Below are 18,585 nucleotides of genomic sequence, written 5' to 3' on the forward strand. Positions count from 1 at the left end.
GGAGGTAAGCGAGCCTGAGGCCACCACCGAGCGCAGGCGCTGGCCGTAGGCGTCATACGCATAGCTCGCAGACACGCCCCGGGACGCGTCGGAGCAGCCGACAAGCCGGTCCGCGTCGTCGTAGGTAAAGCGGACGGTTTGCGGAGAAGCGGGCGTCCCTTGCGAGGCGCGCCTGCCGCGGCTGTCGAAGGAGAAGACCGTCTGCGTCGCGCCTTGCGAGATCAGCGCCGCGATGCGGCCCGAGCCTTGCTCGTAGGCAAGCGTCGTCGTCGGCTCCGAGCCGCGCTTGATGCCGATGAGGTTGCCCGTGCCGGGCTCGTAGGCGTACGCGGCATCCGGCATCCCGGAGATAGACGCGAAGGCGAGCCTGCCGTCCGCCGTGTAGGCGTAGCTGCGCACGCTGTCGGTTCGCCCGCCGAACGCGAACCGGTACGCCTCGGCCTCGAGCCTGCCGGTGTTGCCGTTGTAGGAAAGCTCGGCGCCGGGCACGGCAAGGCCCGCCGCGTAGCCGTAGCCGGACTCGGAGGAAAGCCTGCCCGCCTGGTCGAAGGCGCGCGTCTTCGAGCCGGCGCTCCCCGCGTCGATCGTGCGCGGGCGGCCGGCCGCGTCGAAGTCGCCGAAGGACAGGGACAGGAAGCCTGCCGGCGTGGAGGCGACGCGCGACGCCTCGCGGCCCGCGCCGTCGTAGGTCACCTCCACGCTCACGCCCGCATACGAGACCGTCATCGTGGTTATCGGCGAGCCGGACTCCGGGTACGTGGTGCGGCTCCAGCGGACGGCGCCGCTCACCAGATCCGTCACCGTCGTCTCGACCGTGCGCGACATCGCGTCGTACGTGCGGCTCGTGCGCTTGAGCACCGCGCCTGAGGAGCTCTCCTGGGTCTCCTGCACCACGCGCCCGAACGCGTCATGGACGTACCGGGCCACGGCGCCGTCGGCCTGCCGGGTGAAGACGGCGTTGCCGAGCGCGTCGTACGCGGTCGTCGACGCCTTGCCGTCGACCGCCTCTTCGAGCACGCGCCCGCACGCGTCGTACGTCCACGTCTTGACGACGCCGTCGGGATCGGTCTCAGAAAGCTTCCAGCCCACCGTGTTGTACACGCTGACCGTCGGGGTCGCGCCTTCCGAGGCCGCCGAGACCTGCCGCCCGGCCAGGTCGTAGCCGAACGTCGTCGTGGCGCCGTCGCTCGAGGTCTCGGAGATCTTCCGGCCGCCCACGTCGTAGCCGAAGGTCGTGACCGTCGTGCCGCCGTCCTCGGTCGGCTTGGTCTCCTTCACAGTGTTGCCGGCCTGGTCGTAGGCGTGCTCAGTCCAGCTGCCGTCCGGGTTCGTGACCCGCTTGACCAGGCCGTTCGGGTAGTACGTGGTCACGGTCGCGGAGGTCTCGGCACCTGGCGAAAGCTCGCGGCTAACGCGGCCGTAGGCGTCGTACTCCGTGCGCGTGGCCGCGGTGGGCGACGACGTGTCCGAGCCCTCCGCCCACGCCGCCGTGGCGTTGCCGCGCGCGTCGAAGCGGGTCACGGCCTGGCCGGCCACCTTGCTATCGTCGCTTGCGACCTCCCTGCCCATCTGGTCGTAGGTGTGCGTGACCGTGCCTGCCGCGACCGGCTGGCCTGCGGCATCCGCAAGGTACCTGGTCTCGACCAGCACGCGCGCTTCGGCGTCGTAGGTCTTCGCCACCCGGTCGCACCACGAGCCGTCGCGCGCCTCGCGCCACGTAAGCGTCTCGTTGCCGAGCAGGTCGTACTCGTGGTGCGTGACCGTGCCTGTGGCGTCTTCCGTTTCGAGCACGCGGCCGGCGATGTCGTAGGTGTTCCGCTCGGTGACGACGCCGCACGCGTCGGTGCGCGAGACGACGTTGCCGAATGCGTCGTAGGAGGTGCGCTCGACGAGGTCGAGGGGCTGGGCGCTGGGGGACAGGCGCACGCCTTTGCGGGTGGTGGTCTGCGCCTGGCCGCACAGCGCGAAGTCCGAGTACTCTGTCACAGCCCACTCGTTCGCATTCAGCTGTTGCTTCTCGAGGACGACGGTGCCGGACGCGTTGTACGAGTACTCCACACGCGAGCGGTCCGTGCCGGTAAGCTGCTTCTCCTCGGCGACGAGCGGGCCTGCGCCTTCGAAGCCCGTCGACGCGTAGGTACGGTAGGTCGTGCAGCCGCGCGGGTCGACCTCGCGCACGCACCTGTCGAGCGCGTCGTAGACGTACACGGTGCGGTGGCCTTCTTCGTCGACCTCCTCGATGACGTTGCCGCGTCCGTCGACCGTCCGCGAGACCTTGGCGCCAGTCGGCGAGAGCTCCTGGACGGCCTCGTTGGCAGCGTTGTACGCGTACGTCCACGTCGCGGGGGCCGCTCCTTGCCTGTACGGATCGGTCTTGGACGCCGTCGTGCCGGTGGGGTTCCACGAGTAGGACTGCAGCACGGCGGTTCCTGGCGCGCCCTCCACGGTGCCGAAGCGCGTGACGGTCGCGCTCGCGCCGGAGTACGTCACGTCGATGCGGCGCAGGCCGTCGGATACGTACCCGGGAAGCCTCAGGCTGGCGAGCCTGCCGTCGCCGCCGTAGATGACGCTCCACGACGCCGCCACGCCGCCCGGCGCGTAGCCCTCCACGGAGGCCTGTGCCAGCCGGCCGGCAGAGTGCGCCAGCACCGTGGTGCGAGCCGCGTCACTCCCGGCGTACGCGGTCACCGCGACGGTGCCCCCGCCGCGATCGGCGTACTCGACGGTCCGCGTGCCGGCCGCCGTGGCATACGTCGCGGACTGCACGTGGCCGTCGGCGTCGAAGGACACCGCGATCCTTTGGCCGTTGGCGGCGGTGATCGCAAGCGTCCCCGCGCTGCGCTCATAGGTCACGGCGTTGCCTGCCTGGTCGTAGTCGGCGAGGAGGCGTCCGGAAGCATCGAAGACGCTCGAGCTCCGGTCGCGCTGGATGAGCCGGTAGCGCAAAGCGCCGCCTACGGTCTCGGTCGCAAGCCTGGCATAGCTCCCGTTCGGCGCGTGGTAGGCGCCGCCTGCGAGCACGAACCGGTCGCGCTGCCCGGTCTCGTCGACGTAGGTGACGCTCGTCGAGGTGATCTCGAGCGCGCGCTCGAAGCTGAAGCGCCACCCCGGAGCGCCATGGAGGAGCGAGGGCGCCGTCGACGAGGAGCAGTAGCTCCTGGCGATGCGCGCGGCGGGGCCCCACGAGGCGATCTCGAGGTCGGTCGCGTCGAGCGCAAGCGCGCCCCTGTCGAGCTCGACTGCAGCGTCCATGCCGGCGACGTCGGGAAGCTCGGCGGTGGTGTGGCGGGCCTGGTCGGCGACGCGGACCGTGCGGTTGTCCAGGGTGGGCGTGTACGCCGCGCATGACGAGATGTCGGGCTGCCCGTAGTCGTTGAACGGGACGATCCTGAACCAGTAGTTCGTGCTGTCGTAGTACGTGCTGTTCGCGCCCTTGCGATACAGCGGCCTCGGGTCGTCGCGCAGATCCAGGCCCGGGCCGAGGTAACGCCGGACCTCTCCTCGATCCAAAGAGCCGAGCCAGAAGCAGCCGTTCGCCGGGTCGTAGCATCCGTTGATGACGCGAGTCGTGGCCTGGTTGATTGGCCACTGGTTCGCGATGCGGAAGTCCGACAAGCGGATCTTGGTCACGTGAGCGGAGTCGGTGTTCGCCCACTCGATGAGGTACAGCGCCGAGCCGTCGCACAGCACGCCGTCGATGTACTCGGATGGCACTGCGATGGTGCGGTCAGCGCCCTGCTTGACGCCGTCCGTGCCGAACACGCGGATCGTATAGCCGTTGTACGTCGAGCCGCCGACGCCGTACGCGACGTTGTAGATGTACTTCCCGTCGGTCGTGACCAGCACGTCGCTCGACGCCTCAGTCAGCTCCGTTCCGGTGCGTCGGTCGAGCAGCGGTGCGGAGAACGTGATCTCCCTCGACTGGTCCTCGCCCGCAGGCGCGTCTTTCCACACGCCTCGGATAGCGTTCTTCGCCACAGCCGCTCCACTGAACAGGAACCCATCGAGGTAAAACGCAGAGTAGGAGTCTTGTGCTGCAAGGCTCGGGCCGACCGTGCCATAATCCTTGCCGGCGACTGTCCCGTGGAATCCCGTGCCGATGCGCTTCCATGCAGCGGATCCGGGATAGGTCCCCCACCGCCTGACGAACAGGTACGTGCCGTCGGTGACCACAAGGCCGGCCCCACCTTGTCCCTCAACCGCTACAGTGGCGACCTGCGACATCGCTCTCGGGCTCGCGGCGCGCGTGAGCGCGTTCCTCGATGCTGGCGACCATCCTGCGATCTCGGAGTCCGTCGGGTAGATGCCGCATCCTTGGCTCGTCCACGTCGTGGCGTTCGAGCCGAGGGTGGTACCGACCTTCTCGTAAGAGTCCCCGTCCCACTGGTAGATGTTGTATCCCTCCGCACGCGGGGCGGCAGGCCATGCGAGCTTCACGCCGCCGCGCCCTGCGCGCGGAAGGTCATCCGGCGTGTCGGACACGCCGTCGCCGTTCCGGTCGACCTCGCGGAACCACTCGTAGGCCTCGTGCGTGCACGCGGAGACATCGGTGACCGGGTCGGGGATCACGGTGTAAGTCACGACGAGCTTCGGACGCAGGGCGCTGTCGGAATACTCGCGTGCGTAGAACTTCCGCCAGTGCGTCGTGTTCTCGCTGCCATCCTCTTTCTGGTAGCACATGAACCCGTAGTTCGAAGACGGGCTGGCGACCCAGTTCTGGACCGTGGTCTTGACTGCGGCCTGGGACCAGTTCACCCACACGCCGCGTCCGGCTATCGATTGGCTGGCAAGGTAGGAATACGAGGGCTTCGTGTCCCACGTGGTCGCCGTACCCCATGAGCTGGTGGCCTTGGCGAGGTAGGTCGTGGTCGAGGTGTTCGTGTAGTAGGTGTGGAACTGGTAGATTGAGAACGTAGCCGAGTCCACACGTGCGATCGACGGGATGGCGGTGAGGTCGAATCTGACGAGAGTGCGGTTATGACCGGTCGTCGAGTCGTAGTACCCGCACTTGAGCTCCGTCGACGAGTTGTAGCTCGTGGTCGGATACGCGCTGGCCACGTAGGTGTCGAGCGCCGAGACAGCCGTTAGGCTTGGGTCGATCATCACGGGGAAGCGACGGGAGGGGTCGGCGAGCCACCAGCTCGGGACGCTATAGGTGACGTACGCGCCGCCGCTCACCGGCTCGACCGTCATCGTCGCGTCAGGGCAGTAGGCTGGATCACCCGCGGCGTTCCGGCTCGAGTCGAACACGCACAGGCCGCCGATGCCGAAGACGGGCGCACCGGTTTCCGGCTCGACGAGGACCCAGCCGCCTGATCCGTCCTCGCGCAGGGAAAGCCCGCCTGCATCGAGGTAGAACCGGTAGGAGCTGGCCGCCTTCGGGGACGACAGCACGATCGTCTGCTTCATCCCGTCGTCCTGCGCCTCATAGACCAGGCTCGCGTCTGCCGCCACCCCTGCGTAGCAGGCGTGCGAGCCGAGAGCGAGCGGCCGGCCTTCGGCCACACCCAGCATGTTCAGCCCCACGGAGCGCCCCGAAGCGCTCACCCGCACCGGCGGGCCGCCAGCGGAGTCGGCGCCGAACGAGCACACCGCTGGCGCCGACTTCGTGCGGACCCTGCCTGTGGCGGGATCGCCCACGAGCGTCGTGTCGATCTCGACCCAGGCTCCGGACACGTCCCGGTAGTGGACCGGCGCCTCGGAGATCACCGCCCCGATGCGGCCGTCGGGCAGCCGGTACTGCTTGGCGTTCCTCGTGCGAAGCGAGACATCCTCGACCGCCCCCGGCGGCAGCCCGTCAGGGCTCGCGGCAGCGACGCCGTCTGCCGCGTCTTCCGCGTGCGCGGTCGACGGGAATGCTCCGAGCACAGGCGTCGTCGCAAGAGTGAACGCGAGCAGGAAAGAGACGAAGCGTGCGGACCGAGCGCGGATGAACGATCGCATGGGACCCCTCCCCCTCCGGTGCAGTGCCTGACAGGACCCCCGGCCTGTCACTGCAGAGGGAACCACGGGGGGGTGGAGGTGTCAAGAGCTTCGATCGCTTGCTCGAAGGCAGTCTGCCGCGCATACGAGGTCGAGAAGAGCTGCGCCGCTGCCTCTCCCGGCCTCTGCCTACTCCCCCGCTGGCTCCTCCAGCGGCAGCCGCACCGTGAAGGTGCTCCCGCGCCCCACCTCGCTCGCGACCTCGATGCGGCCTCCGTGCGCGCGCACGATCTCGTCGGCGACGAAGAGCCCCACGCCCAGCCCGCCGAACCGCCGCGTCGAGGACATGTCGGCCTGCGTGAAGCGGTCGAAGAGCTTCGGCGCGTCCTCGCTGCGGATGCCGACGCCTTGGTCGGACACGGCGATGAACGCCTCGCCGCCCTCGACGCCCACGCGCACCGTGACCGTGCCGCCTTCAGGCGAGAACTTCACGGCGTTGCTCACGAGGTTCTCGACGACGCGCCCGATGCGGTCCGGATCGCACACCACGAGCGGCATGTCCGGCTGCGCGTCGACGACGAGCACGTGCTCGGCGCTGCGCGGCACGGCCTCGGCACGCAGCCGCACCACTTGCTCGAGGTCCGCCGGCCGCTTCAGCAGCTTCAAACCGCCCTCGGCCTGGATCGTCGTCGCCTCCAGGAGCTCCTCGACAAGGTCGCGCATCCGGATCGCGCTCGCCTCGATCTTGCGGGCCACGTCTGCGGCCTTTCCGGCGAGGTCGCCGGGATGCATGTTCGACAACAGCTCCGCATACCCGAGGATGCTCGTGAGCGGCGTCCGGAGCTCGTGCGAGACGTTGGCGACGAACCCGCTTCGGAGCTGGTCGAGCATCCGCTCGTCGGTCACGTCGCGCTTCACGACCACGAACCGCGGTCTGCTCACGCCGTCGACCGGCGCCACCGACATCCGCTCGTAGTACCGGCTGCCGTCCTTGCGAAGCCCGATGGTGTCGCCGGTCCACGACTCCGCGACGCCTCCGAGCACGAACAGCCACCCCTCGGATTCGGCCGCCGTGTGGAGGTCGGCGATGTCCCGGCCGAGCAGCTCGGCCTCCGAGTAGCCTGTGAGACGGGCGAGCGCACGGTTGCACGACACGATCATGCCGCGCTCGTCGACGATCGCGATGCCGTCAGCCGCCGACGCGAGCGCCGCCGACTGCATCGCCTGCTCCTCGCGGCTCCGCGCAAGCGCGATGGCCGTCGCGACGGAGGCCGTCAGCCGCTCGAGCATCCGGAGCGTCGATTCGTCGATGCCGTGCGGCAGGCCCGCGAAGTACCCAGCCGCGCCCGCGACGACGCCGTCGATCCACATCGGGACAAGCGCGACGCCCCGTACGCCAGCGTTCCACAAGGGACTGCCGATCTCGAGTCCGGGCTCTTCAGCGGCCAGCACCACCGTCTCGCCGTCGAGGACACGCTCGCCGCCCGGGATCGCCTGCCAAGGCGTCGCGCGCGAACGGATCGCCTCGACGGCGTCAGCCAGGCCGTCTGCCTCGACGGTGGCGGCACCGTCCACACCCAGCAGCGCGACAGCCACCGTGCAGCGCGGGAGCCCTGATGCGGCTGCCTCGCAGACCTGCAGGAGGATGTCGGCGATCGGCGCTCCCGATGCGACACGGGCGTTGACTTCCGCGACGATCCGATCGACAGCCTGGGCCCGCTGCGTCTCCGTGACGTCCTGCCCGAACAGGTAGACCCTGCCCTCCGAGGCCGACACCGTCCAGGCGACGATCCGGGGCTCGCCCCATCGCGAGACGATCTCCTCCCGCAAGCGCACCGAGGCGCCCGCTCGCACGGCAGCCGCGAGGTTGCAGTCGTCAGCGAGGCCGAGCGCTTCTTCGAGGGTGCGCCCCACCGCGTCACCGGCGGCGACTCCGGTCAGCGCCTCTGCGCCTTTCGAGAACAGCATCACCGTGCCGGATGAGTCGAGCGCGACGACAGCCACGTCCGGGACGTCGACGACGCTGCGGGTGAAGTCGCGCTCGGCGCGAAGCTCGGCTTCGAGCGCCTTGCGTTTCGCGACATCAGCGTTGAGTTCCGCGATGAGGTTTGCCTTGACCTCGACCTCTTCGGCGAGCATCTGCATCGCCCGGCGCAGTTCCTCATTCGCCCGCTGCAGCTCCGCGGCCTTCTGCTCGATCTTGTGCACGAGTCGCGCGTTGTACTCGACGAGCACCTCGTGCTCGTCCTCGATCTCCGGTGCGCGCACCTCCTCGGGAGAACCCGCCAACTTCGCCACCTCGCCGAGCTTCTCCAGCAGCGTCAGCGGGTCGAGGGGCTTGCGCCAGAACGCGTCAGCTCCTAGCTCGAGCGCGAACCGCTCGTCTTCCGGGTCGGTGTATGAGGCGGTGTAGAAGACGAGCGGCTTCGTCTTCAGCACATCGTCCGTCTTCCACGAGCGGCAGAGCTGATAGCCGTCCATGCGCGGCATGAGGATGTCGGTGATGACGACGTCCGGCGGGTTGCTCCGTGCGATCTCGAGCGCCTCCTCGCCATCAGCGGCGGAGACGACCTCGTGCCCGCCCGACCGCACCACGGACTCGAGCAGATACCTGTTGGAAGCGTCATCGTCGACGACGAGGACCCGCACCGGCGACCCCCTTCTTCAGCCGATTCTTTACCATCCATATCTTGCAAGTATCGGCTTCAGATCCCCCCGACTGAACCCCGATAGTCCGTGCATACCCAACTGCAGGGGGTCTTTCAGCGGCGCGGTCGGAGCAGCTCGGCATCCCGAGCGCAACGAGAGCGATCAGCGCAGCCCCAGCGTCTCCAAGGCTCGCTCACCCGCGGACGTGACACCCATGGAGCGCTCGGCGATGCTGCGGTACGCGGCCTTCAGGTCCTCGGGCAGCGGATCGGCGAACTCGAGGGTCTCGCCAGTGGCCGGGTGGGCGAAGCTCAGCCGGTAGGCGTGGAGGAACTGCCGCGTCAGCCCCAGATCGGCCTTCGGATGCCGCTTGCCGTACAGCGGGTCTCCGACGCACGGATGGTGGATGTACTGCATGTGCACGCGTATCTGGTGCGTGCGGCCCGTGTACAGCTTGCACTCGATGAGGGTGTAACCGTCGTCGTGCGTCCCGGCCTCGAACCGCTCGAGCACCGTGAAGGTCGTCACCGCCTGCTTGGAGCCCTCCGTGTCGACGACCGCCATGCGGAGCCGGTCTTTCGGATGCCGCCCGATCGGCGCGTCGATGATGCCCGTATCGGGTGCGATGTAGCCGTGCACGAGTGCCGCGTACCGCCGCTCCACTGAGCGGATCTTGAGCGCTTCCGCGAGCGCCGCGTGCGCCTCGTCGCGCTTGGCGACCATCATCAGCCCCGACGTGTCCTTATCGAGCCGATGGACGATGCCGGGCCGGTCGTCGCCTGCGAGCGTCCCGAGCTCGTCCGCGTGCGCGAGAAGCGCGTGCACCAGCGTGCCCGTCTTGTGGCCGCGCGCGGGATGCACCACGAGCCCCGCAGGCTTCGAAAGCACGATGACGTGCTCGTCTTCGTAGCGGACGTCGAGCGGGATCTTCTCGGGCTCGAGCTCTGAAGGCTCCGCGTCTGGCAGGAAGACCTCGACGCGTTCGCCAGCGCGCACGACGTGGTTCTTCGCCGCCACCCGTCCGTTGACGAGCACGTTGCCGTCGGCGATGAGGCGCTGCGCGAACGAGCGGCTCACGATCGCCTCCTCGCCCGCCAGGAACCGGTCGAGCCGCTCCCCTGCGTCGTCCGCGCGCACCGTCACGACGAGCCGCTCACCCATCGCTCGCCTCGCGCGGCTCAGAGCCGGCCGCCTCGCCGGGCTCGGCGTGCGGGCCGCCACCCTCGCGCTCGCCCCCGAACAGCAGACGGATCACGACGATCGCGACGCCGATGTCGAGTCCGACGTCGGCCACGTTGAACACCGGCCAGACGCGCACGTCGAAGAAGTCGGTGACGCCGCCGAGGAACGCACGGTCGATGAGGTTGCCAGCAGCGCCGCCGGCGATGAGCCCGAGCGCCACCACGGTCCACGGATCTCTCGGAGCGTGCCGCCACCAGACGAAGGCGATCCCCGCGAGCACGATGACCGCGGACAGCATGAACCACGCCATCGCTCCCGGGAAGAGGCCGAACGCGGCGCCCGTATTGCGGACGTGCGTGAGGTCGAGCGCGCCGTCGATGACCGGAACCGACGCACCGAGCGGAAGCCAGTGCCGGACGGCCGCCTTGCTCGCCTGGTCGACCGCAAGCACGGCCCCTGCGGTGGCCACAAACCGCAGGGCAGGACGCGAGGACACTACAGGGACTCCTCCTGCGCCTTGCACGTCACGCAGAGCTCCGCCTCGGGCACGGCGCGGAGACGCTCGACAGGGATCTCGGCGCCGCAGCGACGGCAGGTGCCGTACTCGCCGGCCTCGATCCGCGCGAGCGCCGCCTCCACGCGAGCGAGCGACTCGCGGGCGTTCTCTTCGAGCGTCTTGTCGAGCTCCCGCGCGAAAGTCGCCGACCCCTGGTCCGCCATGTGATCGCGGTAGTTGTTCTCGCCCGATACGTCCGAGAGCGTCTCCCGGCCGTCCCTCTCGTACTCGGCGATCTCTTTCGCCAGGCGCTCGCGCTCCGCCTCGAGCGTCGCCTTGAGCGCATCCAGGTCCTTCGCTGCCAGCATCCGGATCCTCCGTCACAGGGCCGCTATCGAAAGACGCCCCGTCCGGGGCGCCGTGTCCTCTCTGATAAGTATAGCACTCCGGCTCAGACGGCTCCTGGCTTGCCCGAGCGCGACGGGTACCGAGCCGGCAACGTGAACACGAACGTCGTTCCCGCCACGGACGTCTCCACAAGCTCGAGCGTGCCCCCGAGCACCTCCGCGACACGCCGCGCGATGGCCAGGCCGAGACCCACGCCGTCGGGGCGCGAACCGTCCGGCAACAGCCCTTGGACGAACTCGTCGAACAGCATCTCGCGCACCGCCTCGTCGACGCCTGGTCCCGTGTCTGCGACCGCGAACCGGACCGAGTCCCCGTCGCGGGCGACAGACATCGCCACCTCTCCCCGCTCGCAGAACTTGACGGCATTCGAAGCGAGATTCAGCAGCACCTGACGCACCTTGGCCGGATCGCTCTCGATGACGATCGGATCGGTCGGCAGACGCGTCACGACCCTGAGCCCCTTGCTTGAAGCAGCCGGCGCAAGCATCTCCGCGATCTGGCTGACGAGATGGCCTGCATCGAACTCAGTGGCGTCCACCTGCAGCTCGCCGGACTCGATCGCGGCGACCTCGAGCACCTGTTCCACGACGCGCAGCAGATGCTCGCCGGCATCCCTGATCATCTCCACCTGGCGGCGCTGCTCCTCACCGAGCTCCCCAGCGAGCCCACGGAGCAGGATATCGCTGAAACCGATGACAGAATTCAGCGGCGTCCGGAGCTCGTGGCTCACGGTCCGCATGAACCGATCCTTGGCGAGGTTCGCCTGCCTGAGCTCGTCGATCACCATCGCGAGCGTTTCATTCAAGCCCTCGAGCTCGGCGGTGCGCGCCGCGACCGCCCGCTCCAGGTCTTGCTTGTGCGACGCGAGCCGCAGCTCAGCGAGCCTGCGCTCGGTGACGTCGGCCATGAAGGTGAAGTTGTACCGCTTCCCGTCGACCACCACAGGCGCCGTCACGAACTGCGCCCAGATGCGACGGCCGTCCTTGCGCGTGATCTCGAGCTCGACGTACGGGGCGCCGCCGCTGAGCGCGGCGACCGCTGCCTCGATCGCGCGGACGCGCTCCTCGGGATCCGGGTACGCGAGCTCGAACCATCCGCGCTCCCGTACCTCCTCGGCCGTGTAACCGCTGATGCGCTCCCACCTTGGGTTGTAGAAGACGATCTCGCCGTCCGGCCTGCCGATCGAGATGCCGATCGGCGCTGCGTCGAGCAGAACCTGCGCCCACTGGTCGTAGGTGAAGCCGTCAGCCGCCATGCCCGCGCGCCATCGCCGGACCGTGCGGGTCCGGTCGAGCGTCCTCAAGGCACGGACCGCCCGTCTGTGCGCTCGGCTCGGCATCGGACGCACCGCCTCTCACCTGATTCGCGCGAGCACCTCCGCGCACCGGCCGCAGACGTCCGGATGCTCGACCGACACGCCGAGCGTCCTGTAGTTCCAGCACCGCGGGCACTTCTCGCCCTCGGCCGGCAGGACCTCGACGGCAGTCTCCCCGCCCTCGCGGACCTCGACCGCCGAGACGATGAACATTTCGGCGAGCGCCTCCTCGCCCCGCTCACGCAGCACGGCGGCCGCCTCGGCCGGAACCGTCACGATAAGCCGCGCCTCCTGGCTCTTGCCGATCGAGCCGACGGCACGCGCGTCCTCGAGCGCCTTCGTCACCGCCTCGCGCACTTCGAGGACCGTCCCGTACGCCTCGCGCAGAGCAGCGGCCTCCTCGGCCGGCACCTCGACGCGCGGCCATCCGGCCAGCTGCACGCTCACGACGCCGTCTTTGAGGTGCTCGGGCATGAACGACCACACCTCTTCCGTGGTGAAGGTGAGCACCGGCGCGAGCAGCCGCACGAGCGCCCGCAGGATCTCCGCAAGCGCCGTCTGCGCGCTTCGCCGGGAGATGGAATCGGGAGCGTCTGCGTACAGACGGTCCTTAAGCACGTCGAGGTAGACGGCCGAGAGGTCGGTCACGCAGTACGTGTACACCGCGTGAAACACCTGGTGGAACCGCCACTCGTCGTAGGCCTGGGTGACCCGCTCGACCAAATCGGCCAATTGCACGAGCGCGAAGCGGTCGAGCTCACGCATCTCGCTCCACGACATGGCATCGTCCGGCTCGAAGTCGTACAGGTTCGACAGCAGGAAGCGGAAGGTGTTGCGGATGCGGCGGTACGCCTCGCTCGTCCGCTGCAAGATCTCGTCAGAGACCGACACGTCTTGCGAGTAGTCCGCGGACGCGACCCACAGCCGGACGATGTCGGCGCCGGACTCCTTGATGATGTCGAGCGGCGAGATCACGTTGCCGAGCGACTTGGACATCTTGCGGCCCTCGCCGTCGACGATGAACCCGTGCGTGAGCACGCGCCGGTACGGCGCCGCGTCGTACGCGCCGACGCTCGTGAGCAGCGCCGAGTGGAACCAGCCGCGGTGCTGGTCGGTGCCCTCAAGGTACAGGTCGGCCGGGCGGCGCAGCTCCGGGCGCGCGTCGAGGACGCTCGTGTGCGAGACGCCGGACTCCCACCACACGTCGAGGATGTCGTCTTCGGGAGCGAGGTCGGCCACGCCTGCGCCGCACCGCGGGCACGTGGTGTCGGCCGGCAGGTACTCAGCCGGCGCGCGGGTGAACCACGCGTCCGCGCCCTCGCGCTCGAACAGGTCGATCACGGCGTCGAAGGTGGCCTCGGTCGCCACGGTCTCGCCGCACTTCGTGCAGGTGAAGACCGGGATCGGCACGCCCCACGCGCGCTGGCGCGAGATGCACCAGTCGGGGCGGTCGGCGAGCATCGACCGGATGCGGTTGACGCTCCACCCCGGAATCCACTCCACCGTGTCGATGGCCTCGAGCGCGCGCGTGCGCAGCCCCGTCTTGTCCATCGAGACGAACCACTGCTCCGTCGCGCGGAAGATGACGGGCTGCTTGCAGCGCCAGCAGTGCGGGTAGCTGTGGTCGATGCTGCCTGACGCGACGAGCGAGCCGCGCTCGCGCAGCCACTCGACGATGACCGGGTCGGCCTCTTTGACGTTCAGCCCCGCGAACGGGCCGCCGCCCGCGTCGAAGGTGCCGTCGTCTTGCACCGGCATCGGCATCGGAAGGCCGTGCCGCACGCCCATCAAGTAGTCTTCCTCGCCGTGGCCTGGCGCCGTGTGCACTGCGCCCGTGCCCGTCGAGAGGTCCACGTGCTCGCCCGTCACGACGACGCCCTCGACGCCGTCGTGGACCGGGTGCGCATACCGCGCGCCAGCGAGCTCGCGCCCCGCCACGGCCGGGCCGACGACTTCGGCGCGCTCCCACCCCGCGGCAGCCGCGACGGAAGCCGCGAGGTCCTCGGCGACGACGAGCACGCGACCGTCGGGCGCTTTTAGCCCGACGTAGCGCGCGTCTTCGGCCAGCGTGACGGCGACGTTCGCCGGCAACGTCCACGGCGTGGTGGTCCAGATGAGCAGCCAGACCTCGCCTTCGGCGTCCCACGGGGTCTGCCCCAGCATCTTGAACGCCACGTAGATCGACGGCGAGCGCTCGTCCGAGTACTCGATCTCGGCTTCTGCGAGTGCGGTGTGGCAGCGGATGCACCAGTGGATCGGCTTCGCACCTTTGTAGACCGCGCCGTCGAGGTACATCTTCTTGAAGATCCGCACGTTGCCCGCCTCGTACGCGGGGTCGAGCGTCAGGTACGGATCGTCCCAGTCACCGCGCACGCCGAGCCGCTTGAACTCCTCGCGCTGCGTGTCGACGAACTTGAGCGCGTACTCGCGACACAGCGCACGGAGCTCCGCCTGCGAGATCTCGGCCATGCGCTCGGGCCCCAAGTTCTTCTCGACCTGGTGCTCGATCGGCTGGCCGTGGCAGTCCCAGCCCGGGACGTACGGCGCGAGGTACCCGCGCATCGACTTGTACTTCACGACGAGGTCCTTGAGCACCTTGTTGTAGGCGGTGCCCATGTGGATGTGGCCGTTGGCGTATGGCGGGCCGTCGTGCAGCACGAACAGCTCGCCGTCGGCGTTCTGCTCGAGCGAGCGGCGGTACACGTCGATGTCCCGCCAGAACTCGAGCCACTGCGGCTCGCGCTGCGCGAGGCTCGCCCGCATGGGGAACTCCGTCTGCGGCAGGTTCATCGTGTCCTTGTAGTCGTTCGCCACTTGATCCGCCTTTCGATCGCTCGAAACGAAAACGCGCTCCGCCCCAGCCGGGACGAAGCGCGAACAGACGCTCCGCGGTACCACCCAGCTTGCGCGAGGACCGTTCCCGCGCGCCACTCGGCTGCCTGGTAACGGAGGCTCCCGTCGGCGCCTACTGCGCGTGAAGCGGTTCGGGCCGAGGCTCGGAGGTGATCTTCGCTGCGCGCTCGCCTGCGGGCTCGCACTGTCCCCGCTCGCTGGAAGGTCTGCTCTCGCAGCTACTCGTCCTCGTCGCTGCCTGTGTCGGTGTTGCCGGCGCCTGCGCGCCGCGTGGTGCCGATGCTAGCGCAGCGCAGCTCGCACGGTCAACGCGCCCTACAGGAGCGGCGTGGGCCGCGGCCCGAACGCACGCTCCAGGTCGGGCTCGTCCACGCCGTCGACCTCGACGAGCTTGTGCCGTGACGTGTGCCCGCGCACGACGCGCACCGACGACTTCGGAACCCCGAGAGCATCGGCGATGACAGCGCACACCGCGGCGTTCGCCTGCCCCCGGTCAGGAGCGGCGGTGACGCGGACAGCGAGCTCAGCGCCCGACCAGCCGTCGCAGCCGTTCGAGCGCGCCTTCGGCGTCACTTTGACGCCGAACACGACGCCCATGGCGCTAATCGATCTCCTCGATGTCGAGGTCGTCGTCCGTCGCGCCCGCCGCGCGGAAGTCCAGCTTGAACTCAGGGACCTCGAAGCGCGGCTCCTCCTCGGTGATGTCGGGCGCCGCCACCTCGCCGAGCTGGATGCCCTGCACGAAACCGGGAGCCGGCGGCTCGCCGACCGGGGCGGCCGGCTTCTCCGCCGCAGCCTCGGCGGCCGGCTCAGCAGGAGCCGCCGCACCTCGGATCTGCGCCTCCAACGCTTCGCGGTAGGAGCGCTGGGCGCTCGTCTCCTCTGCCGGAGCAGGGGCCTGCGCTGCAGCGACCTCGACCTCGCCGACGACCTCGCCGCCGACCTCAGCGGCGAGGACCTTCACGTCCTCGGGCAGCGGGATCTCGGCCACCGAACGCAGGTGCGACTCGAGAAGCGCCCGGAACTGGGCCCGGAACGCCTCTTCGGCCTGCTTGATGCGCACGAGGTCGGCCTGCGCCTTCTGCTTCTGCTGGAGCGCGTTGTGGATGATCTCCTTCGCCTTGACCTCGGCGTCTTTCAGCACCACCTCGGCCTCGTGCTTCGCCTTGGCGATGATGTCGTCGGCGGACTTCTGCGCGGCGAGCAGCGTGTTGTTGAGCGTCCGTTCCATCTCCTGGTACGCACGCACCTTCTCCTCGGCCGCCTCGATGCGCTCGGAAAGCTCGATGTTCTCTTTGAAGAGGCGTTCGAGCTCGTCGGCTACCTGATCGAGGAACTCGTCGACCTCGACCTCGTTGTAGCCGCGCAACGACTTGCTGAACTCCTTGTGGTGGATGTCGAGCGGGGTGAGTTTCATCGGTCCGGTCCTCCCTGACCGTCGCTACGAGACCTGCAGGACCAGTCTAACCAATATCGGCCGGATGAGGTACTTCAGCGTGAGCAGCGCAACAAACGGCGAGAAGTCGATGGAGCCGACGGGCGGCACGATCCGGCGGAAGACGCCGATGTACGGCTCGCACAGCTGTCCGAGCACGCGGTAGACGTCGTAGAACACCCCCGTCGGCCGGAACCAGGACATCAAGACGTACACGATGATGAGCGTCGAGTAGAAGCTCACGAGCGAATCGACGATCCCGAGCACCGTCACGACGCCTCAGAGCTCCCGCGCACGGCGCACCGCAGCCGCCACCGCTTCGCCGAACGCCGCGCGCACCGCACGCTCCTCGAGCACCTGCACAGCCGCGATCGTCGTCCCGCCCGGGCTCGCCACCGCGTCGATGAGCGCCTCGGGGTGCGATCCTGTCCGTTCGATGAGCTCGGCCGTCCCCTTGATCGTCTGCAACGCGAGCGCGAGCGCGACGTCCTTGGACAGCCCTTGCGCGACGCCCGCACGCGCGAGCGCGTCGGCGACGAGCGCGACGTACGCCGGCCCCGACCCTGAGATCGCGGTGGCGACGTCGAAGTAGCGTTCGTCAAGCACGATGGCCGTACCGAGGGCCTCGAACAGCGACCGCACCGTCTCGACCGCCTGGTCGCTCGCGGCAGCGCCGCCGCACACCACGCTCATGCCAGCGCCGACCATGGCGGGCGTGTTCGGCATCACGCGCACCACCGCGACGCCGGCCGGCAGCAGCGCCTCGATCCGGCGGGTCTCCACGCCCGCTGCGATGGAGACCACGATCGCCTCCCGAGGGACCTCGTCTGCAAGGTGTGCGAGCACCGCGTCGATGACCTGCGGCTTGACGGCGAGAATCACGATGTCTGCGTCTCGCACGATCTCGTGACCGTCCGGGACGGCCACGAGATCGTGCGACTCGAAGACCGTCCTGCGGTCTTCGTTCGGCTCAGCGACCGAGATCTCTTCTGGGCGAGCAGCGCCCGAGGCGAGCAGGCCAGCGACGATCGCTTCCCCCATGCGGCCACCGCCGATGATGGCGATACGTCCGAAACCCACCGCTACACCCCCGAGTCGAACAGGCCGCGATCGCGCAGTTCCTTGCGCTGCGCAGCCGAGACGTCCACGTTCGCGGGCGTGAGCATGAAGACCTTCTCCGAGACCTTCTGCAGGCCGCCGTTCAGGCCGTACGTGAGACCGCTCGCGAAGTCGATGAGGCGCCGAGCGAGCTCCGGCTCGGCCGTCGTGAGGTTCATGATCACGGGCTGGCCGCTCTTGAACTTGTCCGCGATGGACTGCGCCTCAGAGAAGGAGCGCGGCTCGACGATCTGCATCTTGACCTGCGGCACCGCCCGCACGCTCGTCGTCGGCAGGGGCTCGACCGACGCGGTCCGCGCACCGTAGCCGCGGGCGCGGTCCAGGTCCGGCTCGCGCTGCAACCGGCGCACGCCGGTGCGAGCCTCGGCCTCGTACGGGCTGCGCACCGCCGGCACGTCGAGGCCGTCGGCCTCTTCGTCTTCGTCCTCGGCGTAGTAGTCGTCGTAGTACTCGTCTTCATCGCCGAGGCCCAGCCGGGCCTTTATCGAATCCCAGAGTCCCACGGCTGCATCCCTTCTCGACACGCGCTCACTTGCCGAATATGGCCCTGCCGACACGGACGATGGTCGCGCCTTCTTCGATCGCGACGCGGAAGTCGTTGGTCATCCCCATCGACAGCTCGTGCATCTCGGTGCCATTGAACCGCAACGCGGACAGAGAGGCAAAGAGGTCCGCGAGCCCGCGGAACACCCAGCGCACCTGTTCCGGTCGAGCGAGCGGCGCGATGGTCATGAGCCCGTCCACCCGAACGGAGCCCATCTCCGCGGCGGCCTTGAGCGCGTCTTCGACCTCTTCGGGCGCAAACCCGTGTTTCGTCGCTTCGCCGGAGACGTTCACCTGAAGGAGCACCGGCTGCACCACACCACGTTCGGAGGCGATACGGTCGATGCGCGCGAGCAGGTCCACCGAGTCCACGGAGTGGATGAGGACGGCACGTCCGACGACATCTTTGACCTTGTTCGACTGCAGCGTGCCGATGAAGTGCCACCGGACGTCGGGGAACAGCCCGTACTTGCCCAAGAACTCCTGGACGCGGTTCTCCCCGAAGTCCCGGATGCCGGCCGCGATGGCCTGCCTGATCTCCGCGACGCCGACGTTCTTCGTGACGGCGACGATCGTGATGTCGTCGGGGTCCCTCCCCGCCGCATCAGCAGCGTCAGCCACGGCCCTCCGGACCGCTCGGTATCGCTCGGCTATCACGCTCAC

The 18,585-nt window shown here is 68.8% G+C and carries 13 protein-coding genes; all 13 read right to left on the reverse strand.

Features of this window, described 5'->3' with window-relative positions:
- A partial coding sequence (locus MX659_RS05735; protein WP_267192526.1) for a DNRLRE domain-containing protein occupies nt 1-5,943 on the reverse strand: 5,943 nt, incomplete at its 3' end.
- Between the two features lie 168 nt (nt 5,944-6,111).
- Complete coding sequence (locus MX659_RS05740) at nt 6,112-8,571, reverse strand: ATP-binding protein (protein ID WP_267192527.1); 2,460 nt, start codon at nt 8,569-8,571, stop codon at nt 6,112-6,114.
- 162 nt (nt 8,572-8,733) lie between these two features.
- A complete protein-coding gene (locus MX659_RS05745) occupies nt 8,734-9,732 on the reverse strand; it encodes an RluA family pseudouridine synthase (protein ID WP_267192528.1) in 999 nt (332 codons plus the stop codon).
- Nucleotides 9,725-10,249, reverse strand: coding sequence for a signal peptidase II (lspA, locus tag MX659_RS05750; RefSeq protein WP_267192529.1), 525 nt, complete (start codon nt 10,247-10,249; stop codon nt 9,725-9,727). The genes MX659_RS05745 and lspA overlap by 8 nt, the downstream gene beginning before the upstream one ends.
- Entirely contained in the window at nt 10,249-10,617 is a 369-nt protein-coding gene (locus MX659_RS05755; RefSeq protein ID WP_267192530.1) for a TraR/DksA family transcriptional regulator, read from the reverse strand. The genes lspA and MX659_RS05755 overlap by 1 nt, the downstream gene beginning before the upstream one ends.
- An 83-nt stretch (nt 10,618-10,700) precedes the next feature.
- A complete protein-coding gene (locus tag MX659_RS05760; RefSeq protein WP_267192531.1) occupies nt 10,701-11,912 on the reverse strand; it encodes a PAS domain-containing sensor histidine kinase in 1,212 nt (403 codons plus the stop codon).
- Between the two features lie 99 nt (nt 11,913-12,011).
- The gene (gene ileS / locus MX659_RS05765; RefSeq protein ID WP_267192532.1) at nt 12,012-14,786 is read right to left on the reverse strand and encodes an isoleucine--tRNA ligase; all 2,775 of its coding nucleotides are present in this window, start codon (nt 14,784-14,786) and stop codon (nt 12,012-12,014) included.
- 354 nt (nt 14,787-15,140) lie between these two features.
- Nucleotides 15,141-15,422, reverse strand: a complete 282-nt coding sequence (locus MX659_RS05770) for a DUF167 domain-containing protein (protein ID WP_267192533.1) — start codon at nt 15,420-15,422, stop codon at nt 15,141-15,143.
- A gap of 4 nt (nt 15,423-15,426) precedes the next feature.
- Entirely contained in the window at nt 15,427-16,242 is an 816-nt protein-coding gene (locus MX659_RS05775) for a DivIVA domain-containing protein (protein WP_267192534.1), read from the reverse strand.
- 24 nt (nt 16,243-16,266) lie between these two features.
- The gene (locus MX659_RS05780; protein ID WP_267192535.1) at nt 16,267-16,527 is read right to left on the reverse strand and encodes a YggT family protein; all 261 of its coding nucleotides are present in this window, start codon (nt 16,525-16,527) and stop codon (nt 16,267-16,269) included.
- Nucleotides 16,528-16,539: 12 nt separating this feature from the next.
- Entirely contained in the window at nt 16,540-17,340 is an 801-nt protein-coding gene (gene proC / locus MX659_RS05785) for a pyrroline-5-carboxylate reductase (protein WP_267192536.1), read from the reverse strand.
- 2 nt (nt 17,341-17,342) lie between these two features.
- Complete coding sequence (locus MX659_RS05790; RefSeq protein WP_267192537.1) at nt 17,343-17,882, reverse strand: cell division protein SepF; 540 nt, start codon at nt 17,880-17,882, stop codon at nt 17,343-17,345.
- Nucleotides 17,883-17,907: 25 nt separating this feature from the next.
- Nucleotides 17,908-18,585, reverse strand: a complete 678-nt coding sequence (locus tag MX659_RS05795) for a YggS family pyridoxal phosphate-dependent enzyme (RefSeq protein WP_267192538.1) — start codon at nt 18,583-18,585, stop codon at nt 17,908-17,910.

It is taken from the genome of Parvivirga hydrogeniphila (assembly GCF_023371205.1).
Classification (GTDB): domain Bacteria; phylum Actinomycetota; class Coriobacteriia; order Anaerosomatales; family Anaerosomataceae; genus Parvivirga; species Parvivirga hydrogeniphila.